This is a genomic window from Roseibium sp. MB-4 (assembly GCF_053005265.1).
Window position 1 is genome coordinate 791,473 of the sequence record NZ_JBRKQB010000001.1, and the last position, 25,082, is coordinate 816,554.

General features: G+C 56.2%; 24 protein-coding genes. 7 read left to right on the forward strand and 17 right to left on the reverse strand.

Features of this window, described 5'->3' with window-relative positions:
- Positions 1-243: 243 nt before the first annotated feature.
- A complete protein-coding gene (locus ACVDG4_RS03815; RefSeq protein ID WP_447234077.1) occupies positions 244-1,149 on the forward strand; it encodes a GGDEF domain-containing protein in 906 nt (301 codons plus the stop codon).
- Between the two features lie 35 nt (positions 1,150-1,184).
- Here the strand turns inward: ACVDG4_RS03815 and ACVDG4_RS03820 are convergent, their stop codons facing one another.
- A complete protein-coding gene (locus tag ACVDG4_RS03820; protein ID WP_447234078.1) occupies positions 1,185-2,030 on the reverse strand; it encodes a PaaX family transcriptional regulator C-terminal domain-containing protein in 846 nt (281 codons plus the stop codon).
- 181 nt (positions 2,031-2,211) lie between these two features.
- On the opposite strand from ACVDG4_RS03820, the gene ACVDG4_RS03825 reads away from it, so the two are divergent.
- Positions 2,212-3,345: a zinc ABC transporter substrate-binding protein gene (locus ACVDG4_RS03825; protein ID WP_447234079.1), complete on the forward strand. Its 1,134-nt coding sequence runs from the start codon at positions 2,212-2,214 to the stop codon at positions 3,343-3,345.
- Positions 3,346-3,565: 220 nt separating this feature from the next.
- Here the strand turns inward: ACVDG4_RS03825 and ACVDG4_RS03830 are convergent, their stop codons facing one another.
- Together ACVDG4_RS03830 and ACVDG4_RS03835 are read right to left on the reverse strand one after the other, a co-directional pair.
- Entirely contained in the window at positions 3,566-5,542 is a 1,977-nt protein-coding gene (locus ACVDG4_RS03830) for a L,D-transpeptidase family protein (protein WP_447234080.1), read from the reverse strand.
- 331 nt (positions 5,543-5,873) lie between these two features.
- Complete coding sequence (locus ACVDG4_RS03835) at positions 5,874-6,425, reverse strand: single-stranded DNA-binding protein (RefSeq protein WP_133949830.1); 552 nt, start codon at positions 6,423-6,425, stop codon at positions 5,874-5,876.
- 504 nt (positions 6,426-6,929) lie between these two features.
- Between ACVDG4_RS03835 and uvrA the strand changes: the two genes are divergently transcribed.
- The 3 genes from uvrA (at position 6,930) to ACVDG4_RS03850 (ending at position 10,982) form a co-directional block, all read left to right on the forward strand.
- On the forward strand, positions 6,930-9,857 hold the full coding sequence (gene uvrA, locus ACVDG4_RS03840; RefSeq protein ID WP_447234081.1) for an excinuclease ABC subunit UvrA: 2,928 nt from the start codon (positions 6,930-6,932) through the stop codon (positions 9,855-9,857).
- A gap of 239 nt (positions 9,858-10,096) precedes the next feature.
- Positions 10,097-10,249 carry a DUF1127 domain-containing protein gene (locus ACVDG4_RS03845; protein WP_082429181.1) on the forward strand — a complete coding sequence of 51 codons (153 nt, stop codon included), beginning with the start codon at positions 10,097-10,099 and terminating at the stop codon, positions 10,247-10,249.
- 583 nt (positions 10,250-10,832) lie between these two features.
- A complete protein-coding gene (locus ACVDG4_RS03850; RefSeq protein ID WP_008194643.1) occupies positions 10,833-10,982 on the forward strand; it encodes a DUF1127 domain-containing protein in 150 nt (49 codons plus the stop codon).
- A 116-nt stretch (positions 10,983-11,098) separates the two neighbouring features.
- Here the strand turns inward: ACVDG4_RS03850 and ACVDG4_RS03855 are convergent, their stop codons facing one another.
- Together ACVDG4_RS03855 and ACVDG4_RS03860 are read right to left on the reverse strand one after the other, a co-directional pair.
- A complete protein-coding gene (locus tag ACVDG4_RS03855; protein WP_447234082.1) occupies positions 11,099-11,740 on the reverse strand; it encodes a hypothetical protein in 642 nt (213 codons plus the stop codon).
- An 87-nt stretch (positions 11,741-11,827) separates the two neighbouring features.
- Complete coding sequence (locus ACVDG4_RS03860) at positions 11,828-12,460, reverse strand: hypothetical protein (RefSeq protein ID WP_447234083.1); 633 nt, start codon at positions 12,458-12,460, stop codon at positions 11,828-11,830.
- Positions 12,461-12,916: 456 nt separating this feature from the next.
- Between ACVDG4_RS03860 and trmFO the strand changes: the two genes are divergently transcribed.
- Positions 12,917-14,335, forward strand: a complete 1,419-nt coding sequence (trmFO, locus tag ACVDG4_RS03865) for a methylenetetrahydrofolate--tRNA-(uracil(54)-C(5))-methyltransferase (FADH(2)-oxidizing) TrmFO (RefSeq protein WP_447234084.1) — start codon at positions 12,917-12,919, stop codon at positions 14,333-14,335.
- A gap of 16 nt (positions 14,336-14,351) precedes the next feature.
- Here the strand turns inward: trmFO and ACVDG4_RS03870 are convergent, their stop codons facing one another.
- The 6 genes from ACVDG4_RS03870 to yajC form a co-directional block, all read right to left on the reverse strand.
- A complete protein-coding gene (locus ACVDG4_RS03870) occupies positions 14,352-14,873 on the reverse strand; it encodes a GrpB family protein (protein WP_447234085.1) in 522 nt (173 codons plus the stop codon).
- Between the two features lie 30 nt (positions 14,874-14,903).
- Positions 14,904-15,755, reverse strand: a complete 852-nt coding sequence (locus ACVDG4_RS03875) for a phytoene/squalene synthase family protein (protein WP_447234086.1) — start codon at positions 15,753-15,755, stop codon at positions 14,904-14,906.
- Positions 15,756-15,783: 28 nt separating this feature from the next.
- Positions 15,784-16,173 carry an Mth938-like domain-containing protein gene (locus ACVDG4_RS03880; protein WP_447235081.1) on the reverse strand — a complete coding sequence of 130 codons (390 nt, stop codon included), beginning with the start codon at positions 16,171-16,173 and terminating at the stop codon, positions 15,784-15,786.
- On the reverse strand, positions 16,173-17,123 hold the full coding sequence (gene secF / locus ACVDG4_RS03885; protein WP_447234087.1) for a protein translocase subunit SecF: 951 nt from the start codon (positions 17,121-17,123) through the stop codon (positions 16,173-16,175). Before secF ends, ACVDG4_RS03880 begins: the two co-directional genes overlap by 1 nt.
- Before the next feature lie 17 nt (positions 17,124-17,140).
- Positions 17,141-18,751, reverse strand: coding sequence for a protein translocase subunit SecD (secD, locus tag ACVDG4_RS03890; RefSeq protein WP_286190220.1), 1,611 nt, complete (start codon positions 18,749-18,751; stop codon positions 17,141-17,143).
- Between the two features lie 70 nt (positions 18,752-18,821).
- Entirely contained in the window at positions 18,822-19,154 is a 333-nt protein-coding gene (gene yajC / locus ACVDG4_RS03895; protein ID WP_133949848.1) for a preprotein translocase subunit YajC, read from the reverse strand.
- Between the two features lie 241 nt (positions 19,155-19,395).
- Here yajC and ACVDG4_RS03900 point away from each other — a divergent pair, with 241 nt between their 5' ends.
- Positions 19,396-20,268, forward strand: coding sequence for an ATP-binding protein (locus tag ACVDG4_RS03900; RefSeq protein WP_447234088.1), 873 nt, complete (start codon positions 19,396-19,398; stop codon positions 20,266-20,268).
- A 94-nt stretch (positions 20,269-20,362) separates the two neighbouring features.
- Here ACVDG4_RS03900 and ACVDG4_RS03905 read toward each other — a convergent pair whose 3' ends face one another.
- The 6 genes from ACVDG4_RS03905 to flhA all read right to left on the reverse strand — a co-directional run bounded on the left by ACVDG4_RS03905 (position 20,363) and on the right by flhA (position 24,999).
- Positions 20,363-20,821: a hypothetical protein gene (locus ACVDG4_RS03905; RefSeq protein WP_133949852.1), complete on the reverse strand. Its 459-nt coding sequence runs from the start codon at positions 20,819-20,821 to the stop codon at positions 20,363-20,365.
- On the reverse strand, positions 20,818-21,216 hold the full coding sequence (locus tag ACVDG4_RS03910) for a hypothetical protein (protein WP_447234089.1): 399 nt from the start codon (positions 21,214-21,216) through the stop codon (positions 20,818-20,820). Before ACVDG4_RS03910 ends, ACVDG4_RS03905 begins: the two co-directional genes overlap by 4 nt.
- Positions 21,216-21,647 carry a rod-binding protein gene (locus ACVDG4_RS03915; protein WP_306147114.1) on the reverse strand — a complete coding sequence of 144 codons (432 nt, stop codon included), beginning with the start codon at positions 21,645-21,647 and terminating at the stop codon, positions 21,216-21,218. Before ACVDG4_RS03915 ends, ACVDG4_RS03910 begins: the two co-directional genes overlap by 1 nt.
- A 102-nt stretch (positions 21,648-21,749) precedes the next feature.
- Positions 21,750-22,130, reverse strand: a complete 381-nt coding sequence (locus ACVDG4_RS03920) for a hypothetical protein (RefSeq protein WP_008196338.1) — start codon at positions 22,128-22,130, stop codon at positions 21,750-21,752.
- 5 nt (positions 22,131-22,135) lie between these two features.
- Positions 22,136-22,912, reverse strand: coding sequence for a flagellar biosynthesis protein FliR (gene fliR, locus ACVDG4_RS03925; RefSeq protein ID WP_447234090.1), 777 nt, complete (start codon positions 22,910-22,912; stop codon positions 22,136-22,138).
- The gene (flhA, locus tag ACVDG4_RS03930) at positions 22,909-24,999 is read right to left on the reverse strand and encodes a flagellar biosynthesis protein FlhA (protein WP_133949860.1); all 2,091 of its coding nucleotides are present in this window, start codon (positions 24,997-24,999) and stop codon (positions 22,909-22,911) included. Before flhA ends, fliR begins: the two co-directional genes overlap by 4 nt.
- Positions 25,000-25,082 lie beyond the last annotated feature (83 nt).

Consider the following 25,082-nt stretch of genomic DNA (forward strand, 5'->3'; position numbering starts at 1 on the left):
TCTATGTCATCAGTTCGGACTGCATACGGACGCAAGCCCGATCGGGATTGGACAACGATCCCGTAATTTTTAACCAATCGCAACAACCTGAATTAGGCAGATCTAAGCACCACGTCTTTGAATTGTTTTTACAACGATTTTATTCACGTATTTCCGCAGCGAATTCGATTTCGCCTAGAGATCCTGCCCTATTCTCACTACTCTCGCTTTAGAAGAAGAATCATTGTCCTGGTGTGCGTGCTCATGACGTTTTTGTGCGAACAGGTTGTGTCGGAAATTGATCGTCACGACCTGAATTGCGACCCGCGTATTTTTCATGTCCTGCATCTCTTTCTGACAGAACCGGGCTCTCCGGTTGCACGGGAAGTTCAACGTCTCATCGCGAGCGAAGAGGGATTGACGGCCAAAGCGTTGCTTTTCGTCTACGAAAACTTCGTGCAGCCAAATGTCAGCTCAGAGAAACAATTCGAGTCGATGAAACGCTCACAAGGACACCTTGATGCGATCCGGTCGTCCGCCGAAACATCGGCTGAGTTGTGCAAGGTTGCGAAACGCAAAAGCACAAAAGACGATGTCATTAAGGCCTTGTCCGACAACATGGACGAGATTCTCACGCGCACGGTAAAGCTGGAGCAAGAACTCGCCGCCAGCCAGAGCGAAATCTTCACAGATTCGCTAACAGGTATCTACAACCGACGATATCTGGAGGCCGAGTTCGCAGCAAGACAAGCACGCATGGGACCGAAGTACTTTTTGGCGTTGCTTGACATCGATCACTTCAAGAACGTCAACGACACCTACGGACACATTATCGGCGACCAGGTGCTTAAACTGGTAGCGACCGCTATCAAAAGCCTCATCCGAAACCAGGATGTGCTTTGCCGCTATGGCGGTGAAGAATTCGCAATCCTCTTCGACAATGCAGATGAAATAGAATGTGCGGACGTTGTTGAACGGGTGCGTTTGGGCGTCACCAAGCACAAGCTGGTCAACCGCAAGCAGGGTCAAACGATCGGATCCGTGACTCTGTCCGCAGGTCTGGCCCTCGTGGAGCCGGACGATGATTTCGACACGGCTCTGGAGCGTGTGGACCGGCTTCTTTACAAGGCCAAACAGGCCGGACGGGACCGCCTCGTCATTCAAATGTAATGCGGTTATCAAACTGTTCCCGCAACTTCGCGGTTTCAAGATTGTAGAACAGAAATCCGTTTCAGGATCGGCCCGGTTTTACCCTCAAGAGCTCCGCCCTGCCCTGTCAGGCTTGCTCCAATGAAAGGATCTGCCGTTTCTGACAGTTCAAGATACCTGTTGGCGAACAATCGGCGCGCCGCAAGTCCATCCCAATCATCCGGCAAAACGGATGGCGGAAGCCGAGGGTCCTTCAGCCGGATGGCTCTGAATTCATGGACCATAGCGAGCCTTATGGTGACGGCCTCCAAACCCGACAAGCCAACGCAGTCCAGTGCCTCAAATTTCGTGAAAAATGATTGGTACCTGCAGGCCAATTGCTCCAGTCCGAAAACTTTGTTGAGCATCTCGGCAACTTCGTTTGTGCTGCGTTGATCAGGACAAGCCTTGAAACAGGCGCCTGTTGCAACTCTGCTTGGCCGATCAGCTCCAACAAACAGTGTTTCTGAAACAGCCCCAAAACCTTGATCGACGAGACCTTGGTGATCCGTTCGGTCCGGTTGGACGATGAACAACAAACCGCAGTCGGTATCCGGCGGACCGAATATCTGCTCCGATGCTGACTGGAACTCTTCTCCCGCGGCATCGGTGAGCCGGTAGTAACTGCGCCGCCCATTGCGCTCGCCTTCAAGCTGCCCCCTTACGACCAGGCGAGATACGGCCGTCCGCACCAACGACTCATTGACGCCAAATTGTCCGCACAGCGTGATCAGATCACCCATCCACAAAGTGCCACCACGCGGTTCCACGATGTCACCATAGATGGTGACGATCAAAGGCCCGGCTTTGGGCGGATAGGATGTTAGGAGTTTCGGGAGAAGAGTTGGCGCTTGTGAAGTCATTGATTGGTCGTTTGTCTGAGAGGCGCCACCATAGACCTGACCGCGCAGCATTCCAAGCAATCAGCCTGAACCAGCGAAAGTCATCGCTTGCACGCCAAATCCATGAACGTTATACCGTTACATGTTACAAAGTAACATGAGATCAATTTCCCTGTTCCTCTGGATGACCGAATAAACCGCCATGCAAAACGCCCGAAAATTTCGCCTTGCTCTTGCTGCCTCGACCGTGCTTGCCGGGTCTGCCTTGTCGGCTCCTGCGTTTGCGGATGGACCAAATGTCGTGACCACGATCAAGCCGGTTCATTCTATCGCAGCCGCTGTTATGGAAGGTGTTGGCACACCGCACATCCTGATTGACGGTGCAGCCTCTCCCCACGGGTTTGCTCTGAAACCTTCCCAGGCCTTTCTCCTTGAAGGGGCCGATGTCGTGTTCTGGGTTGGTCCTGAATTAACTTCTTCGCTGGAAAAGCCCATCTCATCGATGGCGGACAAAGCTGCCCGCGTCGAACTTCTTGATCTTGAGAGTATTGAACAGCTGAAATGGCGTGAGGGTGACCAATTCGACAGCCATGATCATGGCGACCACGACGATCATGGTCATGACGATCACGGGCACGACGACCACGCACACGATCATGACAAGCATGAACATGAAGAAGAGCATGCTGCGCACGATGATCATGGGCATGACCATGATCACGACAAAGAACATGCACATGATCATGACGAACACGCTCATGAAGAAGAGCATGCCGAACATGATGATCACGGGCATGACCATGGGCACGATCATGCCGGCGGCAACGACCCGCATATCTGGCTAAACCCGGAAAACGGCATTGCGATTGCCAATGCGATGGCCACCACATTGTCAGAAGTTGATCCAGCCAACACCGATACCTACAAGGCAAACGCCAAGGCTTTTGCTGAGAAGGTTTCTGGCCTGGAAGCAGAGATTTCCGCCAAGCTGGAACCGGTGAAAGGTCAGAAATTCATCGTGTTCCATGACGCCTATCATCACTTTGAACACCACTACGGCATCGAAGCTAGCGGTGCGATCACAGTGACGCCAGAGGCTTTGGCAAGCGCAGAACAAGTCGCGGAAATTCAATCCCGTGTTCGTGACCAGAACGTTGTCTGCGTTTTCCAGGAACCGCAATTCGATTCCAAGCTGGTCAATGTCGTGATCGAGGGCAGCGATGCGAAAGTCGGCGTTTTGGATCCGCTTGGCACTGAGCTTGCGAACGGCCCGGACCTTTACCCGGCTCTGCTGACAAGCCTGGCAGACTCTCTGGCGGATTGCCTCAAGTCTTGATTGACAATTCTGGGCCCGCTTTTGCCCACCAGGCGGGCTCAGCCAGCTGGATCGACAAATGAGGCCGGCAGCCGTTCGGCTATGAAGACCGGGCGCTTTTTCTTGCCCGATTAGAGCCCGGGTGGCACAGCTGAAACGACGACCTCAGCCAACTGCACTCGTCCAGCAAAAAGCCCGCCGATACACTCGGCGGGCTTTTCATTTATTACGGGAACCAGTCTCAAGAAGCGCGGGCCTTGGCACGAACCTCTTCGGTTTTCTCCAGTGCCTTGAGCAGGTAACGGTCGCGGTCATAAACGTCCGTGTAGAACCCGATCGAGCCGTCAGCTTCCGGCCATGCCGTGAAGTAAGACACGTAGACCGGGATATCACCGGTCACCTTTTCCTGGGCGTTCTGACCCGCAGCAATCCGAGAGGACACATAATCCGTCGATTTTCCAAGAACTGCCGCTGCCATGCCTTTTGGATCATGCAAACGGATGCAGCCGTGGCTGAATGCGCGCGTATCTTTGTTGAACAAGCTCTTTGACGGCGTGTCATGCATGTAAATGTGATGCCTGTTCGGGAACAGGATTTTCACCTCGCCAAGCGCGTTGGAGCGACCCGGATACTGGCGCACATTGATCGACTTCTGTTTGTTGGCGACCGCATACCAGTCGACTGACGCGGAGGACACTTTGCGGCCACCCGGCGTCGTCACTTCATAGCCCGCCTGATCCAGATAGGACGGATTGGCAGCAAGCTTCGGAATCATCTCATTGACGATGATCGAATATGGCACGCCCCAGTACGGGTTGTATTCAACGATCTCGATCTTGTCGTAGAAGAAGTTGGTCTGGTTGGACTTCTTGCCGACGACAACGCGCATCGACATCGGGTCAGTGCCCGGCTCATAGTATGTTGCGGTGAACGCCGGCTGGTTGATGAACACCTTCCGATCGCCCAGATCTTCCGGAAGCCAGCGGCTCCGCTCCATTGCAAGCTCGACCTTGGCGATCTTGGCCGCATTGGTCTCACCGACCATGGCCTTGATCGTGTTCTTGCCGACAATCCCATCTGCCGTGAGCTTCGTTTCCTTCTGAAAGCTCTTTACAAGAGCTACAAGCTCAGGCGTGTAGAGATCGGAGCCGTCATAGGCTGCAAGCGTCGCTGCATGGTCCGTTTTCAGCGTCTCAGAGCCATGTTTGGAAATTGCAGCAACGATATTCTTCATTTCAGGGCTGGATTTGCCCGCCTTAAGGAACGTACCAGGCGCGATCACAATTTGGTCGGATTCTTCATCTTCGGCCTTGAGACGAGCCAGCTCAGCGGTCAATTTCTTGAAGTGATCACTTTGCGGCTGATGGGCTTCCAGCGCGGTCGCCATATTGCCAGATGCCGTAAACTCTTCCAGCGCACCGACAAGATCGACATCATGCCGTGGCAGATCGTGATATTGCGAAATCCGGTTTGGATCGACCCGGCCGCGGGTCGCATCAAGCACATAGGTTAGCGCGGCTGCACTCAGCTCCATTTCAAACTGCATGACCGCCGCATCAAGGTCGTCGCCGTCCAGCGAGGCGGTTGCCGGCAGGGCCACGACATAATCTGCCGGGTTGAGGCCATAAGCGGCAGCGTTTCTCAAAGCACGGCGCATTTGCGCAGCCTTGGCCGTCGGCTTGCCATCTTTGACCCAAAGAAAATCAGGGTACTCCCGGTAAAACGCGATCAGCGCATCGCCGACTTCCGGCAACACCGTCAGCTTGATGTCTTTCAGTGCCGAGCGGGCTTCATCGAAGGGGGTCAAAACAACAGGCGTGGACGTGCTGATGTCAGCATCATTGATAGACGCTGCGTTGCCGTCGGCCGTGGACGGCGTGACTTCCGCAGTTTTCTTTTCCGACAAAGGCGCAAGCGAGACGGCTTTGAAAGTGTCCGGCTTGTAGGTCAGGTACCGCGGGGCAGACACACGAACCTTGGTCGCTTTCTTGCGGCGCTGCTCCTGAAGCTCCCGCTCACGCTGGCGTTGCTGGGCTTCAGGATTGAATAGGCGCTGGAAAAAGCCTTGGGCTTCGGCATCAGCAACCGGCAGCGCGGTGAAACCCGTTGCCAGAACGCTTGCCATCAAGCCTGCCTTCAGGCCGGCGCCAATTTTTTGTCCAAAAGACAGTTTGTAGCCGGAGGCCGGTTTGCCGTGTGCCATCATGCTCGTTCGCATTGTCAAGACCTGTATTTCAAATTGTCCAATACAAACCAGGAGCGCCCAAAACCCTGGTCATTGTTCCTGCCTCGTTGGTCATCCGGTCGCTGCTTTTGGAAATATGAGCAGTCCTTGATCACCCGCACGGTCTTCCAGCCGCCCCTTTCGGGAATCCGGCGTGGACCGCAATTTCGTGTCATTTTAGAGGAGAATACTACACCAAGCCCATACGTAAGGTTAAGTGCGTAGGTACGGTGTAGGTTTCCAAATCACGTCAGTGTGACGTATTTGCATGTCTCCGTCTGACGTGCCGGCATCCCGACACACGCCAGACGCGAAATTTCATGAATTAAAACGGTATTTCATCATCCATCGGACCGGAACCACCGCCGGATGGTCCACCGAATCCGCCGCCCGAAGATCCGCCACCGTAACCGCCGCCGCCGCCGAAGCTGCCGCCACCGCCACCGGAAGACCCGCCGCCAAATCCGCCGCCGCCCTGGTCATTGCCGTAATCCGGCAATCCGCCGGGCTGACCGCCGCCTTCGCCGCGTCCGTCAAGCATCGTCAGATTGGAGTTGAACCCTTGCAGCACGACTTCGGTCGAATACCGGTCCTGCCCGGATTGGTCCTGCCACTTACGGGTTTGCAGCTGGCCTTCCAGGTAGACCTTGGAGCCTTTGCGCAGATAGTTTTCAGCCACCTTGCATAGGCCTTCATTGAAGATGACCACACGGTGCCATTCGGTTTTTTCGCGGCGCTCGCCGGAATTGCGGTCCCGCCAGGATTCGGATGTTGCAATTCGCAGATTGGCAATCGGCCGACCATCCTGGGTGCGCCGGATTTCCGGATCCGCTCCAAGGTTCCCAACCAAAATGACTTTGTTGACACTTCCCGCCATACTCAGCTCCTGTTTGTCTTTTTGCTTCCGGCCCAGCTTTTTTGGCAGCAGCACGGCCTGACGCCCTGAAGAGGCGCAGCTTTATTGGGCCACACCCTAACGATCTCCTCGCTTGATCGCCGCCACTTTTTCCGCATGCCCCCCATTTTCCACAATGTTGAGCACTTATCGGTTCCCGTATGCACCGCATCAGCACACTTGCCAAAGATTTGATAGAACCGGGGCAACCCAGCCGCGCCAGATCTCATTTCGTAAATTGGTCTGCCTTCGGTATATATGTACTTGTTTTGTTCTTATCAGTTTCGTATCCTTGGCGCAATTTCCGCAGGCCCCTTTTTGGGCTCCTGGTGACCTTGAAGAGCATTTTCCGCAAATGCCCATCTGGAAGCCCAACTGGAAACTGCTATATCGGATCCGAGTGGCCCGCCCTGCCCGCTTAGCCGGACCAAATTCATTCATGAGCCCAGATTGGGCGGCCTGCACAAGACCAGAAAGACACGCAATATGACGACGCCGAAGGCCCCTGACACCGAGAGCTGGAAGAACGACCCAACAAAAGTGCTCAGCGTCCGTGGTGCACGTGAACACAATCTGAAGAACGTCGATCTCGATCTGCCACGCAACAAGTTGATCGTGATGACCGGATTGTCGGGCTCGGGCAAGTCTTCTCTCGCCTTCGATACGATCTACGCAGAAGGCCAGCGGCGCTATGTGGAAAGCCTCAGCGCGTATGCGCGTCAGTTTTTGGAAATGATGCAAAAGCCGGATGTCGACCAGATTGATGGTCTGTCCCCGGCGATCTCCATTGAACAGAAGACGACTTCCCGCAATCCACGCTCCACCGTCGGCACGGTCACCGAGATCTACGACTACATGCGTCTCCTGTTCGCCCGTGTCGGGATCCCCTACTCACCGGCGACCGGACTGCCAATCGAGAGCCAGACCGTCAGTCAGATGGTGGACCGGATCATGGATCTGGAAGAAGGCAGTCGCCTCTATCTGCTCGCGCCGATGGTTCGCGGCCGCAAAGGGGAATACCGCAAGGAACTTGCGGAGTTGATGAAAAAAGGCTTCCAGCGGGTCAAGATTGACGGAACCTTCTACGAGATTTCCGAGGCTCCTGCGCTGGACAAGAAATTCAAGCACGACATCGACGTGGTCGTGGACCGGATTGTCGTGCGCGATGATATCGCGGGCCGCTTGGCTGATTCCCTTGAAACAGCTCTGAAACTTGCCGACGGGATTGCCATTGCAGAGTTTGCGGGCGAAAAGGAAGAAAACGGTGATCCGAAGCGGATGATCTTCTCCGAAAAATTCGCATGCCCGGTTTCCGGCTTCACAATCCCGGAAATCGAGCCGCGCCTCTTTTCGTTCAACAACCCGTTTGGTGCCTGCCCCACCTGCGACGGCCTCGGCACAACGCTTGCCTTTGAAGAAGACCTCGTTGTCCCGGATCACACCTTGTCTTTGCGGGAAGGCGCGGTTCTGCCATGGGCGAAGACCGGATCAACGTCGCCTTATTACACGCAGACCCTGGAGGCCCTGTGCCGGCACTATGATGTGTCGATGGCAACGCCCTGGAAGGATCTTAGCCCTGAGGTTCAAGATGCCGTTTTGCACGGAACCGGGAAAACAGCGATTGAGTTCGTCTATGACGATGGTGTGCGCAGCTACCGGACCGAAAAACCGTTCGAGGGCGTTATCGGCAACATTGAGCGCCGCTGGCGGGAAACGGAATCGACCTGGGTGCGAGAAGAGCTGGCCCGATTCCAATCGGATCACGCTTGTCCCTCGTGTCAGGGTTTCCGTCTGAAACCGGAGGCTCTCGCCGTGAAGATCGCAGACCGGCACATCGGCCACATCACCGAACTCTCGATCCGGGAAGCAGCACTCTGGTTCGACGCGCTGCCTGAAAAACTCAACGACAAGCAGACAGAGATCGCCGGTCGCATCCTGAAAGAGATCCGCGAACGGCTGAAGTTCCTGAACGATGTCGGCCTTGAGTACCTTTCAATGGCCCGGTCCTCCGGCACCTTGTCCGGCGGTGAAAGCCAGCGCATTCGTCTCGCCTCGCAGATCGGCTCCGGCCTGACGGGCGTCCTTTACGTTCTCGATGAACCCTCCATCGGGCTCCATCAGCGCGACAACGCCCGTCTGCTGGAGACGCTTCGGCACCTCAGGGATCTCGGCAATACGGTCATTGTGGTCGAGCATGACGAGGATGCCGTGTTGACCGCCGACTATGTGGTTGATGTCGGCCCCGGCGCCGGGGTTCATGGCGGCCAGGTCGTTGCGAAGGGCACGCCACAGGAGGTCATGACCAATGGCAACTCGCTGACAGGTCAGTATCTGTCCGGCGCAAAAATGATTCCGCTGCCCGCAGAACGGCGCAAGATCAACAAGAAGCGCAAGATTTCCGTAAAAGGTGCGCGTGGCAACAACCTGAAGGACGTGGATGTCGACGTGCCGCTCAGCACATTTACATGTGTCACAGGTGTGTCCGGTGGCGGCAAATCCACGTTCCTGATTGATACGCTCTATAAGTCAGCTGCTCGCCGTTTGAATGGCGCACGGGACAATCCGGCACCGCATGACCGGATCGAGGGCCTTGAAGTTCTGGACAAGGTGATCGACATCGACCAGTCGCCGATTGGCCGGACGCCGCGATCTAACCCGGCGACCTATACCGGTGCCTTCACCCCGATCCGGGAGTGGTTTGCCGGAATGCCGGAGGCCAAGGCCCGTGGTTATCAGCCTGGCCGGTTCTCGTTCAACGTCAAGGGCGGCCGATGCGAGGCCTGCCAGGGCGATGGCGTCATCAAGATTGAAATGCACTTCCTGCCGGACGTTTACGTTACGTGCGACGTCTGCAAGGGGAAACGCTACAATCGGGAAACCCTGGAAGTGGAATTCAAGGGCAAATCCATTGCCGATGTCCTAGATATGACTGTTGAAGAAGCCGCAAGTTTCTTCTCCGCCGTCCCTGCCGTGCGCGACAAGATGGAAACTCTGGCGCGCGTCGGGCTGGGCTACATCAAGGTGGGTCAACAGGCCACAACGCTCTCCGGCGGTGAAGCGCAGCGGGTGAAGCTTGCCAAGGAATTGTCGAAACGCTCCACGGGCAGAACACTCTATATTCTGGATGAACCGACCACCGGTTTGCACTTCCATGATGTTGCCAAACTTCTGGATGTGCTTCACGAACTGGTCGATCAGGGGAACACCGTTCTGGTGATCGAACACAATCTGGAAGTCATCAAGACGGCAGACTGGATCATTGACCTTGGACCAGAAGGTGGCGATGGCGGCGGTACGATTGTTGCAGCCGGCCGGCCGGAAGATGTGGCGTCTGTCAAAGAGAGCTACACAGGCCAGTTTCTTGCAGAATTATTACACCGCAGACCGCATCGCGCCCCGGATGCTGCTGAATAAATCAGCAATCTGAGTTGCGGAGCTGCATTGCTCCGCAACATAAAATCTCAAGCAATTGTTTTCTCTTATTATTCCGATAGATTAAATCGATTAGCTTGATTATATTTTTTGCAATGCACAAAACGCATGTCAGGCATGCAGACGCGGCACTTCTTTAAATTTGGCTGGTGAAATATATATGATTTCAACAACGACGCAGCGGGTTGGCGACAACACCTCTGCCAATAAGGAAAAACAAAATGTTTGATACCGTTGTACGCAAATACAACAACTGGAAATCCTACCGCCGCGCGGTTGACGAACTTTCCAGCCTGTCCAGCCGCGAGCTGCAGGATCTCGGCATCAGCCGGGGCGACATCAAGTTTGTTGCCCGCCGCAGCCTGGAAGGCTGATTGAAAATTTAGAGATCGCGTCCCGAGGCACTCCTCCTCCCAGCCAACGGACGTGTGACACGCAGGGCATCCTCCTCCCAGCCCTGTCACGTCGAAACAACGCCCGCCAGTACCTCCTCCCACTGGCGGGTGTTTGTTTGTCTGACGGCCGGTTTTCCCAAACACACACTCTCCCAACCTTAAGCGTTGTGGCTCAGGCCCGATTTGCTGCGCGTGATTGGTCGTCCTGTGGCTTCCATGCCCTTGAGCCATGTCTTCCGCGTTTTCGATAAGACCTTGCTGAGGGGAGCCGAAAGAGATCCTGCTCTTTTGTTTGGCGGCAGGTTTCCCAGCCCCGATACAGCTGGCCATGACCAGAGGCTGCTCAGCGAACTGCCGTGCCGCAGCGCTCAGCACCGCTATGCGCTGAACGCCACTCCAACAGGTGTTAACCCTTCATAAACCTGCGTTTTTTGCATATCAGCTTCGCGTTTGCCCCTCTACCTCGCAGCGCACAAAACAACTATTTCCCCGCTGTAACGAGATGAACGGGCCAGTCGCCGATCCGCGGTGTCATGGCCACTAGATATTAAAGGCCAGAGCCATGATCGATAACGTTGTACGCAAATTCAACAACTGGAAAAGCTACCGTCGGACCTACGACGAACTGTCCAACCTTTCCAACCGTGAGCTGGACGACCTGGGCATTGCCCGTGCGGACATCGCGCGCTACGCCCGCGCCGCCATCAAGTAATTCAGTTTCGCGGTCAAAGGCATCCTCCTCCCAGCCAATGACCGTGATCCTCTGCGGGTTTCCCGCAGACCTCAAAAAGCGCTTGCCGGATCCTCCTCCCACCGGCAGGCGTTTTTTTATGAGCTCTGGAACCAGCGGTCACCCTCGGCCAGCCAACGTTCGATTGGCATGATATCTGGCCGTTTGCCGTTTTCATGCACCCAGGAGTCAACGGCATAGACCGTACCGGTTTTCTTTTCGGTGACTGTCGCAGTCGCATGAGGATAGCGGCCATCAAGAAAAAAACCGCGCGCAACAGGAGAGCTCACACGGTGATGCCTCAGCATCTTGTGTCTTTGGACAACTAACAAAAGAGACGTTGTGTTCGTACTCTCATCAATGCAGTCCATTTGACCGGATACGCCAGCATTCTCGATATCAAAACCACCGATATCGTCTTGAGACCCGACAGTTGAGGCAACGCGGCGCTCTTGCCAGACAACCGCCTTTGCAATTGCCTGCCGTTCAGCATCTGGCGACGCACGGCCGGATGTCAGGATCGCACGCAGCCGAGCAAGATCCCGACGGGAATACTCCACAGGCGTTTTGTAGGCACAACCAAATCCATGACAGATGTAAACCTTGCTGGCTTTGGGCGGGACACCATCATGTGTACCAAACCAGCCGGTCGCCTCGCTGGTCGACTGGCTGGCACACGCAGTGACTATCAACAGTGCGGCAACCGCAGTGATTCCGACTGGCGACAGCGGAGAGGTCATCAGCGTTCCTCGGACGAGAATGATTCACTTGCCGGATACGCTGGCGACTTTATTCATTTGGATGTTGCGGTGATTCTTCTGCAGCAATCAATGCATAAGCAGCCGAGTGACCAAACCAGCAAATGCGCGCTCGTCAAACAGTGTCTGTCCGGTAAAACCGACTTTGCGGTCATCCTCAATGATTCTGGCGGCTTTGAAGAACTCGAAGAATGTCTGATTGGCGGCGGCAAGAAGCTTGTAATAAGTCTGAATGTACCGCTCTGGAACCGGGACTGGCCGCGCAGCGTTCCTTTGGGTGAATCCATGGAACACCAGCCGACCCTCAGGGGCCATCCAGCGTTCGTCTGCGGCAAGGAACAAAAAGGTGCAGCCTGACATGCAGGTGTCTCCGGCCGACACTTGTGCGACAACGCGGGTGCCCTGGTCCTGCGCCGATTTTATGATGTTCACCAGACGAAAAGAAGCTGCAGCATCACCGCCTTTGGGAAGATTGAGATGCAGATACACTGGCGATTTGCGATCACCGGCCAATGCCAAATCCAGCAGAGCTTCCACCAAATTCCGGTTCAAGGCGCCCGGGCTGTAATCCGCAATCTCGCCGCTTAGAACAAGATGGTTGGCAAAGCGTTCAATTTCGACAGCCTTTGCTTGTCCAGGCATGAAAAAGAAGACCAACGACGCCATCATCAGCCCAAACCCAAACACGGACCATCGTTCCATAGAAATACGGCTGGGTATGGCGTGACACGTTGTCGGTGTATTTGATTCAATTCCGGTTCGAGATGCCTTCCACATAGGGATACCTCCGCGCACAGCTAAGGCGCACTTTTTGCGCCTTTTCACAAAGCTGTCATTGTTAGCCGGGAGGCTGCAAGCGTTATTGTTGCGTAAATTTTTCCTTTGCCAGAAAAGTATTTAACGTCTTGTCACACAGCATAAAAGATCAGCTGGCTAGCTATCGAAAATCGCGGTTACCTATCAAGGACCTGCCGACTTCAAGACCGCATTCGGCTGTTCAACAGTGTTTGCGAACCACTTTAACCGGACCGTTGCGATGGATTTGTTTTGCCTGTAATCAGGGCGCAAGAGAGTTGCCTTGCAGAAGCTGGGAGATCCGAAAATACGAATCGGGCTCGGCAGAACACTCAAAGGCACACAATTCCGAAGGAAATCGCCATGCCCCCCATCCATGTGATTGGCGGCGGCCTTGCCGGGTCTGAAGCTGCCTGGCAAATCGCCCAAGCCGGATTTGACGTTGTGCTGCATGAAATGCGGCCGGTTCGCAAAACAGAAGCCCATCAGACCGACGGTTTGGCTGAGCTGGTCTGTTCCAACTCCTTCCGTTCAGATGATTCTGAACAAAACGCTGTTGGGTTGATCCACCATGAGCTGCGTCAGCTTGGTTCGCTCATCATGGCCTCTGCCGATGCCAATCAGGTTCCGGCCGGCAGCGCGCTTGCCGTTGACCGGCATGGTTTTTCTGATGCCGTGACCAAAGCGTTGGAAGAGCACCCCCGGATCACGATATCGCGCGATGAAGTCGCCGGCTTGCCGCCGGAAGACTGGGAAAAAGTCATCATCGCAACAGGCCCGCTCACCTCACCGGCACTGTCGGAAGCCGTGCTTGCGAAAAGCGGCGAAGATGCGCTGGCCTTTTTCGATGCCATTGCGCCCATCGTTCACTTCGACTCCATTGATCTCGACAAGGCCTGGTTCCAGTCGCGTTACGACAAGGTTGGCCCGGGTGGCACCGGCAAGGACTATCTCAACTGCCCAATGGACAAAGAGCAGTACGAGGCCTTTATCGACGCCCTGATCGAGGGCGACACGGCCGACTTCAAGGAATGGGAAGAAAACACTCCCTACTTTGACGGGTGCCTGCCAATCGAGGTGATGGCGGCGCGCGGCCGCGAAACCTTGCGGCACGGGCCGATGAAGCCCATGGGCCTCACCAACGCCCATAACCCGGATGTCAAACCCTATGCGGTCGTCCAGCTGCGTCAGGACAATGCCCTCGGAACGCTCTACAACATGGTCGGGTTTCAAACGAAGCTGAAGTACGGCGCGCAGGGCGACATCTTCAAAATGATCCCGGGGCTGGAAAACGCGCAGTTTGCCCGTCTCGGCGGCCTCCATCGCAACACCTTCCTGAACTCACCGAAAGTCCTGGATGGCACCCTGCGTTTGAAGGCGGATCCGCGTCTGCGTTTTGCCGGACAGATTACAGGCTGTGAAGGCTATGTGGAATCAGCGTCTGTTGGCTGCATGGCCGGACTGTTTGCGGTTATGGAAGCCAAAGGGCAGGACACCATCACACCGCCGCAAACTACAGCCATGGGCGCATTGCTCGGCCACATCACCGGCGGTCATATCAGCCGGGATGACGGGGCCGGAAAACCGCGCTCATTCCAGCCGATGAACGTCAATTTCGGCCTGTTCCCGCTGGTCGAGGCGCCAACAAAAGACCCCGACGGCAAGCGCATCAAGGGCAAGGAAAAGTCAAAAGCCAAAAAGTTGGCGATGACGCAGCGGGCCAAGACAGACTTTGCCGCCTGGCAAGCAGAGATCGGCCCCGTCCGCGAAGCAGCTGAATAACTGTGTGGGGGGCGGTTCAGGCGCCCCTTCCCGCATACCAGTCCAGAGCCAATTGCTCGGTCCGTTGAACGAAGCGATCCTTGCCGTAGACATAACTATCCCAGTCTCCGTCATCGATCTTTGAGAGCTTTCGTTTCAGGTTACCGTATTCATCGGCTTTTTCGGGATGCGCGATCAGATAATCCCGGAATGCCAGATGTCGGATAGCGTGATCCGATCCATTCAAAAACACATGTAGGTGATGGGTCCGGCGCCTATCCGCGTTGAATTTGCGGAAATAGCGTCTTCCTGTAATGCCGTAAGCGCCCATGGCCTCATAGCCGAGCAACTGCATCGCCGGCTGCGCCTGATCGCAGGCCTCAAGACTTGCCACTTCTGCCATCAGATCAATGATGGGTTTTGCGACCAATCCCGGCACAGCCGTGCTGCCGATATGATGAATGCTGCTGAGATTGTCTCCGAGGATACGCGAGACCCGAAGAGCCTCGTCCTCAAACTGATCCGCCCATTCCGGCGCATGCTCCGTCAGTTCGACCATGTCCCTCACCAAGCTCGCGCGTTTCGTTGCCTAAAGGTTGGCGACTGATTTGCCGCTTGCGCGCCACAAGATCCACTGACGGCGCAGTTGCGAAAGTTCCGCAACGTCCTTCAAGGGATTGAAGTCAGCAGCTTCCATCTTTTTCAAGAAAGGTTCAACCAACGACAGCGGGAGGTACGCGGCCCGGCAGGTATCGGGAACATCGCTCGCAGCTTGTTTGACCCGGGACATGTGATGGCGCACATGCGCCCGCATTTCTGAGAGTGCAGCGGCAAGCTCCGGGGTTGCCTCGCCTTTGAATACGGTCTGCAGGTCAACGCCGTGGCGATCCAAAACGTCTTTCGGTAGGTACATTTGTTGGCGGGAGGCATGCCAGGGCAGCGCACGCATGAGGCCGGTCATGCCGTACGCCACCCCCGCGTGACCCGCCACTGGTGCTGTGCCAGGATCTTCACCGTTGTTGAGCACCCAACACGCCAACTGGATCAACCCGGACACCGTCTCACCGGTATACCCCTCCAAATCGTTGAGGTTCGGCATCGGATCATTGTAGAGATCAAAGATCCGCGCTTCCGTCATGGCGATCAGGCCGTTTTTCGGAAGTTTGTAGCGATCAATGGTCTGAGCGAGTGCGGAGGCAACCGGATTGGCTCCAACTGCGCCGTGGGATGTACCCTCCAGAAAGTCCCGCCACCATTGGAGCCGAACTTCCCCCGGCAAAGGCTCTGAGACGATTTCCCGGATCCGGGCAATCTCTGCATTGAAAGCATAAAGCGCCATCAGCCCCGGGCGATGGTCTTCCGGTGCAAGCAATGCGCTCAGATAGCGGTCCTTGTCGTATTGGCGCACGACATCCGCAGCGTGTTCAAAGTCCTCGGCCATAAGGGCTCATATGGAATTGAGAGGGGGTTTAGTCCACCGCCAAAAGAGCCGCAGCAACAGCGCGTCCTTCGGACAGGAGGACATTGAATGTCCGAACAGCTGCGCCGGTCGACATCGGATCGGCGAGAATGCCTGCTTTGCGGAACGCGGCCTTGAGATCCGCAGTGAGCGGCATCAGATCCGGTCCGGTCCCGACCAGCAGAACCTCGATATCGGGCTGTTCTTCGAAGACCCGCTCGAAAGCCTCGAGGCTGAACTCAGACGGTGTTGTCAAGTTCCAGCCATAGATCCCGCTCGGCACGCACAAGAGAGAGCCGCGATGAGACATTTCCGCAAACCGGAACCCGCCGTCGCCATAAGCGTCCAGCGGGGCCCGGCCCGGAAAATGGGCATCGCGGATTTCGAGACCCTTCACGATCAGGCTGTCGCCTCCGTGCCTTCACCTTTCCCGCCGTCGTCATCCTTGGACGACAGGGCGTCCGGACGCAGGTTCAAAAGGATCAGGAACGGCGCGGCCAGGAAGATCGACGAATAGGTCCCGATCACAATGCCGAAGATCATCGCCAACGTGAACGACTGGATCACTTCCCCGCCGAAGATGTAGAGCGCGAGAAGCGCCAACAATGTTGTGACAGAGGTCATAGTCGTCCGCGACAAAGTCTCGTTAATCGATTGGTCGAGGATCTCGGTCAACGGGCGTTTCTTGTATTTGCGCAAGTTCTCCCGAATGCGGTCATAGACCACCACGGTATCGTTGAGCGAGTAACCGATGATCGTCAGGACCGCTGCAATACTCGAAAGCGAGAAGTCGAGCTGCAGCAGCACAAACAAGCCAATGGTGACCACAACGTCGTTGGCAGTTGTCAGGATCGCGCCGACGGCAAAGTGCCACTCGAAGCGGAACCAGATGTAGAACATGATCGCGAGAAGGGATGCTGCCACCGCAATCGCCCCGGCCCGCGCCAGTTCACTGGAAACCCGCGGTCCGACCACTTCCACCCGGCGGAAGTCGACATTGTCGTCTGCAAAGATCGTGCGCACCTTTGCGACAACGGCCTGCTGGGCCAGTTCGCCGCCCGGCTGTTCTTCGATACGGATCAGGATGTCATCCGGCGCACCGAATTCCTGGACCTGAATATCACCCAGCTGCAAGCTGGACAACTCAGACCGGATAAAGCCGATATCGGCAGGGCCGTCTGTTTTGATCTCGATGATCGTACCGCCCTTGAAGTCAATGCCGTAGTTCATGCCGACAGTGAAGAAACCGGCAAGCGATGCAACGACAAGGACGATGGACAGCGGAAAACTGATCTTCCGCAGCCACATGAATTTGAATTTCGTGTTGTCCGGAACGAGTCTCAGCAACATTTTTGTTTACTCCCGGATCAAATCGGCAAGACGGACGGACGGCGATAGCGGACCCATAGGGCCACCATCAACCGGCTGAACGTGAAGGCGGAGAAGACCGTGGTGAAAATCCCGATCGCCAGGGTCACCGCGAAGCCGCGCACCGGCCCAGAGCCAAGCTGGAACAGGATGACAGCTGCGATCAGCGTCGTGATGTTGGCATCCAAAATGGTTCCAAGCGCCCGCTTGTAACCCGCGTCGATTGCCGTGATGGCCGACCGCCCTGCCCGGGCCTCTTCGCGGATGCGCTCAAAAATCAGAACGTTGGCGTCGACCGCCATACCAATCGTCAACACGATACCCGCAATCCCCGGCAACGTAAGCGTTGCCTGCAGGAACGTGAGCGCGCCGAAAATTAGGAACATATTCCCAACAAGTGCAACATCCGCAATCACACCGAAGCGGCCATAGGCGAGGATCATAAAGATGATCACAAGCGCGCCTGCGATAATCGAGGCCATTTTACCAGCTTCAATGGAGTCCGCGCCAAGGCCCGGACCGATGGACCGTTCTTCGATCACGGTCAGCTTTGCCGGAAGCGCACCTGCGCGCAGCAACACTGCAAGGTCGTTTGCGCCTTCAACGGTGAAGTTTCCGGAAATCTGACCGGAACCGCCTGTGATCGGCTCGCGGATGACCGGCGCGGAAATGACTTCCTCGTCGAGCACGATGGCAAACGGACGACCGACATTTTGCTGGGTCACGGTTGCGAATTTCCGGGCACCGGAGGTGTTGAAGCGGAAGTTCACGACCGGCTCATTGGACCGCTGATCAAAGCTGACCTGCGCATCCACGAGATCTTCACCGGCAAGAAGCGGCGTTTCTTCCAGAAGATACGGAAGTGGCGGATCGTCAACCGACATCATGACCACGGTTCCAACCGGCGGGCGGCTCTGCATGGCCTGATCGCCAGTCATGGATGTATCGACCATGTGGAACGTCAGCTGGGCCGTCTGACCGACGAGATCCTTGAGGCGCTCCGGATCGTCTTCACCCGGTGCCTCCACAAGAATACGGTCCGTCCCCTGACGCTGGATGTTCGGCTCGGTCGTGCCGAGTTCGTCAACACGGCGGCGGATAACCTCGATGGATTGCTGAACAATGTTCGTCATCCGGTCGGCAAGACCTTGCTCTGAATACGTAAAGCGCACCAGACCGTCATCGCTGACCGACAACTCAAATTCATCCACCTGCTGGCCGCTGAAAACGTTGGACACAAGCGGATTGACCAACGGCTCCAAGCGTTCCTCGGCTTCAGCCAAGCGGGTCAAGTCGCGAATCCGAACCTGCGCGGCATCGCCCTGAACACCTAGGCCGGTGTACCCGATGCGCGGGTTTTCACGGAGCGCCGCACGGATATCGCCGACAAGCGCCTTCATGCGCTTTTCGATGTAGTCCTGTTGATCGATTTCATAGAGCAGATAAGCACCGCCCTGGAGATCGAGACCCAGAACCATCTGGTTCTTCGGCAGGAAATCCGGCCAGCTTTCGAGAGTTTTTGCAGAAAAGAAATTCGGCAGAGTCGTCACGATGCCAGCGGCAACAACGAGGACGATCAGCGCAATTTTCCAGCGTGCGAAATAGAGCATGGTCTAGCCTTAAAAGCGGACGGGCCGAAACACCTTCGGCCCATCAATACTGGTCTTGGCAGTGTTAGGCTTAAGCGCCTTCTTTAACCGGTTCGGTCTTGGAACGGACTTCCTGAACCATGGAGCGGACGACGCGGACCTTCACGCCTTCGGACAGCTCCACCTGGATTTCCCCATCATCAACGACCTTGGAGACTTTGCCGATCAAACCGCCGGTTGTCACGACCGTGTCACCGCGGCGCAGGTTGGATACCATTTCCTGATGCTGCTTCATGCGCTGGCGCTGCGGACGGATGATCAGGAAGTACATGATCGCAAAGATTGCCACGAACGGCAGCATGGACATAAGAAAATCAGGTCCGGCGGCTCCGGCACCTTGCGCGTAGGCTGGGGTGATCAACATTCAACTCTCCTAAGGGGCGCTTTTTCTTTGCCGCAGGCAGTCTTCCGGCCCTTGGCAAAACGCTCAATTCTGGTGGCGCGGACTATAACGTTGGCGCGCTTCTTTTCAAGCATAACCGGCAAATAGCTGCGTACCGGAATGGGAATAAGTGCCATTTGCGCTCCCTGCCCGTCATGATACTGCTCCGCCGCATGGTTTCCCGCCCCCACGTGGGCCTTTTTTGTAAGGGTTGCAAGACATCATGAGCGCGCCGAGTGACATTGCCGCATTGAATGAAAAGCTCGATTCCCTGATCGATCTGATTTCCCGGGCGGTCCCGGCCGCGCCAGTTCCGGCCGATTTTGAAGCAGCCGATGCCTTTGTCTGGTCGCCCAATCCCGGCGAACTGATACCGGTCGCCAGGGTCAACCGGGTGGATATCACCTTGCTCTGCGCCGTTTCACATGTTCGCGATCTTCTGCTCGACAACACCCGCCGCTTTGCCAAAGGCCTGCCGGCAAACAATGCGTTGCTGTGGGGCGCACGTGGCATGGGGAAATCATCTCTGGTGAAAGCAGCCCAAGCTGCCGTGAACACAGAACTTGGCTCCAGCACGCTCAAACTGATCGAAATCCACCGTGAAGACATCGAATCGCTGCCCAAGCTGATGGCCCAGATCCGCCCGGCGCCTTACCGGTTCATCGTCTTTTGCGATGATCTCAGCTTTGACCATGACGATACGTCCTACAAATCGCTGAAAGCGGTCCTTGAAGGCGGCATTGAAGGACGGCCTGAGAACGTCCTCTTTTATGCCACCTCGAACCGCCGGCATCTCCTTCCGCGCGACATGATGGAAAACGAACGGTCGACCGCCATCAATCCGTCCGAGGCGGTAGAGGAAAAAGTATCGCTGTCCGACCGTTTCGGCCTGTGGCTGGGCTTCCACAAATGCAGCCAGGACGACTACCTGGACATGGTCCGCGGCTATGCATCCCACTATGGCCTTGATGTCGTTGAAGAGACCCTGCGCGCAGAAGCGCTGGAATGGTCCACAACCCGCGGCAGCCGCTCCGGCCGCGTTGCATATCAGTTCATTCAGGATCTTGCCGGCCGTCTTGGAAAGTCATTGGATTAGGGACAAAAAAACCGGCGCCTGTTCGAAAACAGGCACCGGTGAGACTGCCAGGGAGGCGGCATAGAGATTGGGCGGCAAGCCGGACGCTCAGCTGTCAGTGGCTCAGGACGTCCGCTTTGTCGAAATAGTTGAACTCCTCAACGAGAACATCCTGCACGACCTTTTGGCCAATGCGCTGGTTGGTCACCGTTTTTAGATGCTCCGTGAGACCGTCCAGGTCGTAGCGTTCCAGGTTCCGGAAATCGAGGGTCTCATCAGCATAAAGTGCCCTGAATGCCTCATCGACCAGAAACGGATGCGGCGGAACTGGCAGCTTGCGCAAGGTGTCACCGTCGGCGGTGAACACCAATTTGGCCACCACATAGCCCTGCAAGGCGCCTTCAAACAGGATCGGCACATTGACCGGTTTCAACGTCTCGTAGTCGAGGCCGACATACGCGGTTTCTTCCTGATTGCTGGTCTGGTTTTGAGCCGCGATGAACTTGGCTGTTCCATACCCCGAGATCAGCATCGCAATCGACATCCAAACACCGGCCACGAGCATCTTTATCATCGCGCGGGCTCCGGGAACGGCGCAGCATAGGTCCCGTCGGACTCCTGGTCGAGCATAGTGCGCGACATCATTTTTACGACCTCGGAGACGGCATTCATGTGAAGCGTCAGAAGGTCGACGTTTTCCTTGAGAACATCTTTGAATTCCACCAGACGGTCCTTGACGTCTTCAGTGTAAGCTGACGGCGGAACAAGGGACCGCGCGCGGGTAAGATCCAGAAGTGCCTGGCTCTTCCGATACTCAAACGGTTTGAGATCGGTGGTCGGATTGGCGCGCAGCGCCTGTGTCTCCGCTTCCACGACCTCTATGGCGCGGTCAATCGCAATGACCAGGGGTCCGGATACGGCCGGGTTCACCACTGGGCTTTGCACGACAAGATCCTGTCCGGCATCCATCAGACTTTTGCTCCTTGTTTCAATGTATCTGAGATCAGATCGGCGACACCAATGCCGCCGCTTGCCGCCAGCTGCCCGGCGACTTGCTCAGCCAGCATCGACTTCCAGATCTCGCCGGTTGTTCCTTTGCCGAAAACCATCTCCGCATCCTTGGGCAACATGGTTTCGACGAATTGGGTAAGGATCATCGCCTCGAATTTTTCCGCCGGTGATTTTTGCGACGCACCGGCGTCGGCACTGCCGGAGCGGAACATGTCGAAGCTTGTCCCCGCTGGGGCACCGGAGCGTGCGCTATCAAAGGCGAGACTGAAGCCGGAACCGTCGCCGGAAGCCGCGATGGACTTCAAACGGTTCGACGCCTCGCGAATTTCCGTCGGATCTGCTGCTTTGGCGACGTCTAGGATCAGATCTGAAGGAGGCGAAATGGCCATCGCCGATCTCCCTGTTTTGCGGAAACCCCGCCATAAATCATGTTATTTGGTTTAGTTGGCGGAGCTTGTGGCAGGCTTGCGCCCTGCCCGGTTGGCAGCCCGTCAGCCATACCGGCGGTCCAGATACTCCTGCAGCTCCCGTTCGTCGTTTGCGCGCTGTTCTTCACCGCGCATGACAGCCAATCGTTCCGACATGGTTTTGAGCATGTGCCGCTGGCGTTCGAATTCGGCGTTTACCTTTTCCCTGGCAGCAGTGATGCGGGCCATTTCCTCAATGATGCGGCGCAGGCGCTCTGCGGCATTGGCGATGAACCTGTCATGTTGCGCGAGATCACCGTTTGAGAGCGCCAGCAGGATCCGGCGTTCCTTTTCATTCAGTTTGTGGGCCTGTGAATCAAGATCCTGAAGGATCCAGGACGACAGTTTCAAGATCTGCTCTTGCATCTTGAACATGCGTTCGATTTCACGACTGTTTCGTGCCATGTGCGCTAACCCAATTGAAGCCAGGTGAAATACCCGTCGAGGAAGATCATGATTGCTTCGGCCGCGACGAGGTAAAGGAAGTAGAGGCCGCCCGCGATCACGAACGGCAGTGAAATGAAGTAGACCGGGATTTGCGGTGTCAGTTTGTTGATCAGCCCGACGGCGAGGTTCACGACGATCGTGTAGACGACAAACGGGCTGACCACCCGAAGCGCCAGGACAAATGTTCGCGCCAGCTGCTCTGCAAACTGCTCCAGGCTTGCCATCGCAGCCAAAGGCCGCCCAGGCGGAATGACTTCGTAAGACTGCACAAGACCACGCAGGATTTCCCAATGCTGATCGGCAATGAAAATCATGGCTGTTGCGGTCAGCGTGAAGAGATTTGCGACCGGCGGAAGCGCGTCAACACCATCGATCGGCATGCCAGGCATGTTAGACAAGCCGATCGCCATGGAAACCAATGTTGTCAGTGTTTCAAGGGCTGAAATGAAAATCCGCCCGAGAAACCCAATAAACAAGCCGGTTAGAAGCTCCGCCCCAATGAAGAAAGAGACAGTACCAAGCGCTTCATCCGGCAACGCCTGCTGAATGTCCGGCACCAGCAGCGGCGACAATGCCAGGGAGATGGCAAGGGCGATAAACAGCCGGACCCGCATCGGGATCCGGTTGCTGCCGAAACCCGGAATGACCATCAGGCAGGCTCCGATCCGGCAAAACAGAAGAAACGTTGCCAGGACCAGAGATGAGCCGTAGGTGCTGAACAGCAGACCTCCGGAGATCACGACACCGTTCCTAGCGCGGTCACATCAACACCGCGGGCAATCTCGAGATGCGAGAGCACCGGAAGAGTCGGGAACATGCGTTCCACGATCATGCGCACATAAGGACGGGCATCCGGCGCGGCGACAATGGCAAACCTCTGACCGCTCTTCATGTGTTTCTTCACGGCCTCGGACATTTGCGTGCCGAAGTCTTCCACCAGTTGAGGTTCAATATCGAACTCCACCACTTCACCTTTGGCATCGCGCTTGAGCGCATTGTGGAAGGCAAGATCCCAACGATTGCCGAGCCGCAACACTTGCAGAGGGCCGCCTTCAGCGAGATCGCCGCAAATCTGCTGTGCGATGCGCATGCGCACGTGCTCCACAACCTGTTCAGACCGTCTGACATGCGGCACGATTTCGGCAACCGCTTCCAGAATGAGGTTGAGGTTCCGGATGGAAATCCGTTCAGCCAGGAGCAGCTTCATCACGGCTTGCAGGCCGGAGAAGGACGTGTGGGCCGGGCAGATGTCGTCCAGCAGTTTCTGGTACTCAGGATCCAGCCGGTTGAAGAGGTTGCGCATGTCCTTGTAGGACAAGAGTTGCGGCAGGTTGTTGCGGATCACCTCACTAAGGTGTGTCAGCACCACCGTGTTGTTCTCTGCCGGTTCCAGACCGTGACGCCGCACTTCATCCCGGTAGGCGTTGGGCACCCAGATGGCGGGCATGCCAAATGCGGGTTCGCGGGTCTCATCGCCCGGCACCGGCAATCGCTCGTCACCATTAGGGATGACCAGAAGCTCGCCGACCTTGATTTGCTGGGACGCCACGATCGTGCCGTGGATCTTGATTTGATAGCTTTTCGGATCGATCGTCAGGCTGTCCGATACACGGATCTCTGGGACTACGAAACCATATTGTTCGGCAAACTTGCGGCGCATTTTGGCAACCCGGCGGGACAACTCGCCATGGTTGACCACCAGCTCGGCTGAAAGCTGTTTGCCAAGCACCAGCTCGATCTCGGCGGTCTTCAGAGATTCCTTGACCGAGTCCTTCGCCTCTTCCTTCGCCTGGCGCTCGGCATCGGCACGTTTTTTGTCTTCCGTTGCCTGCCGCGCAGCTTGGCGTTTCGGGATCGAGTAGCCAATAAACCCGAGGATCGCCGCAAGCATAAAGAACGGCAGCATTGGAAGGCCCGGCATAAGCGCAAAGACACCCATCAAAACGGCCGCCACGAACAACGCTCTCGGATAACCACTCAACTGATCAAGGACCGCCTTGTCGGCTGACCCACGTGTTCCGCCCTTGGAAACCAAGAGACCGGCAGCGAGCGAGACAATCAGTGCAGGGATTTGGGAAACAAGACCATCCCCGACGGACAGTTTGGTAAAGACATCAGCCGCGTCAGAGACCGACATGTCATAGCGGGTGACACCGATGACGATGCCGCCGAGAATGTTGACGGCCGTAATGATCAGGCCGGCGATGGCATCGCCGCGGACGAACTTCGAAGCACCATCCATTGATCCGAAGAAGGAGCTTTCCTCTTCCAGTTCCTTCCGCCGGCGCTGGGCTTCTTTGTCGTCGATGAGACCGGCGGACAGATCAGCGTCGATCGCCATCTGCTTGCCCGGGATCGCATCCAGGGTGAATCGCGCACCCACTTCCGCGATCCTTGTTGCGCCTTTGGTGATCACCATGAAGTTCACAGTGATCAGGATCGCAAAGACAATCAGACCGATCACAAAATCGCCGCTCATAACGAACTGCGAGAAGCCGCTGATGACAAAGCCGGCCGCGTTAACACCCTCGTGGCCATTTGCGAGAATCACGCGGGTTGTCGCGATGTTCAACGACAGGCGCAGCATCGTGGCGATCAGAAGGATCGTCGGGAAGGACGAAAAATCGAGAGGTTTCTGGATCCACAAGGCAACCATGAGGATCAGAACAGACAAGGCGATCGACATGGCGAGACCAACGTCGATCAAAAAGGTCGGGATGGGAAGAAACAGAACCGCGAGGATCACCACGATCCCGAACGCGAACCCAACATCGCGGCGGCTTTCCGGAGCCCCGTTGACGCTGGAAGTGATGGATGTGTCTGTCATGCCTGCTCTCTTGCGCGTGTCAGCTGATGGCAAAATCGCTGCTCAAACTTGCGCGAGGCTTTTTTCAACCGGCGATCACGCGG

Coding starts and splice junctions, on each gene's coding strand:
- ACVDG4_RS03855 (WP_447234082.1), bottom strand. CDS start 11,740: ATGACCTCTCCGCTGTCGCCAGTCGGAATCACTGCGGTTGCCGCACTG.
- ACVDG4_RS03875 (WP_447234086.1), bottom strand. CDS start 15,755: ATGGCCGAGGACTTTGAACACGCTGCGGATGTCGTGCGCCAATACGAC.
- ACVDG4_RS03920 (WP_008196338.1), bottom strand. CDS start 22,130: ATGGCACGAAACAGTCGTGAAATCGAACGCATGTTCAAGATGCAAGAG.
- flhA (WP_133949860.1), bottom strand. CDS start 24,999: ATGACAGACACATCCATCACTTCCAGCGTCAACGGGGCTCCGGAAAGC.
- ACVDG4_RS03915 (WP_306147114.1), bottom strand. CDS start 21,647: ATGGCCATTTCGCCTCCTTCAGATCTGATCCTAGACGTCGCCAAAGCA.
- ACVDG4_RS03845 (WP_082429181.1), top strand. CDS start 10,097: ATGTTTGATACCGTTGTACGCAAATACAACAACTGGAAATCCTACCGC.
- ACVDG4_RS03825 (WP_447234079.1), top strand. CDS start 2,212: ATGCAAAACGCCCGAAAATTTCGCCTTGCTCTTGCTGCCTCGACCGTG.
- ACVDG4_RS03860 (WP_447234083.1), bottom strand. CDS start 12,460: ATGGAACGATGGTCCGTGTTTGGGTTTGGGCTGATGATGGCGTCGTTG.
- ACVDG4_RS03815 (WP_447234077.1), top strand. CDS start 244: ATGACGTTTTTGTGCGAACAGGTTGTGTCGGAAATTGATCGTCACGAC.
- ACVDG4_RS03820 (WP_447234078.1), bottom strand. CDS start 2,030: ATGACTTCACAAGCGCCAACTCTTCTCCCGAAACTCCTAACATCCTAT.
- ACVDG4_RS03900 (WP_447234088.1), top strand. CDS start 19,396: ATGAGCGCGCCGAGTGACATTGCCGCATTGAATGAAAAGCTCGATTCC.
- uvrA (WP_447234081.1), top strand. CDS start 6,930: ATGACGACGCCGAAGGCCCCTGACACCGAGAGCTGGAAGAACGACCCA.
- yajC (WP_133949848.1), bottom strand. CDS start 19,154: ATGTTGATCACCCCAGCCTACGCGCAAGGTGCCGGAGCCGCCGGACCT.
- ACVDG4_RS03835 (WP_133949830.1), bottom strand. CDS start 6,425: ATGGCGGGAAGTGTCAACAAAGTCATTTTGGTTGGGAACCTTGGAGCG.
- secF (WP_447234087.1), bottom strand. CDS start 17,123: ATGTTGCTGAGACTCGTTCCGGACAACACGAAATTCAAATTCATGTGG.
- ACVDG4_RS03905 (WP_133949852.1), bottom strand. CDS start 20,821: ATGATAAAGATGCTCGTGGCCGGTGTTTGGATGTCGATTGCGATGCTG.
- trmFO (WP_447234084.1), top strand. CDS start 12,917: ATGCCCCCCATCCATGTGATTGGCGGCGGCCTTGCCGGGTCTGAAGCT.
- ACVDG4_RS03870 (WP_447234085.1), bottom strand. CDS start 14,873: ATGGTCGAACTGACGGAGCATGCGCCGGAATGGGCGGATCAGTTTGAG.
- ACVDG4_RS03830 (WP_447234080.1), bottom strand. CDS start 5,542: ATGCGAACGAGCATGATGGCACACGGCAAACCGGCCTCCGGCTACAAA.
- secD (WP_286190220.1), bottom strand. CDS start 18,751: ATGCTCTATTTCGCACGCTGGAAAATTGCGCTGATCGTCCTCGTTGTT.
- ACVDG4_RS03850 (WP_008194643.1), top strand. CDS start 10,833: ATGATCGATAACGTTGTACGCAAATTCAACAACTGGAAAAGCTACCGT.
- ACVDG4_RS03910 (WP_447234089.1), bottom strand. CDS start 21,216: ATGGATGCCGGACAGGATCTTGTCGTGCAAAGCCCAGTGGTGAACCCG.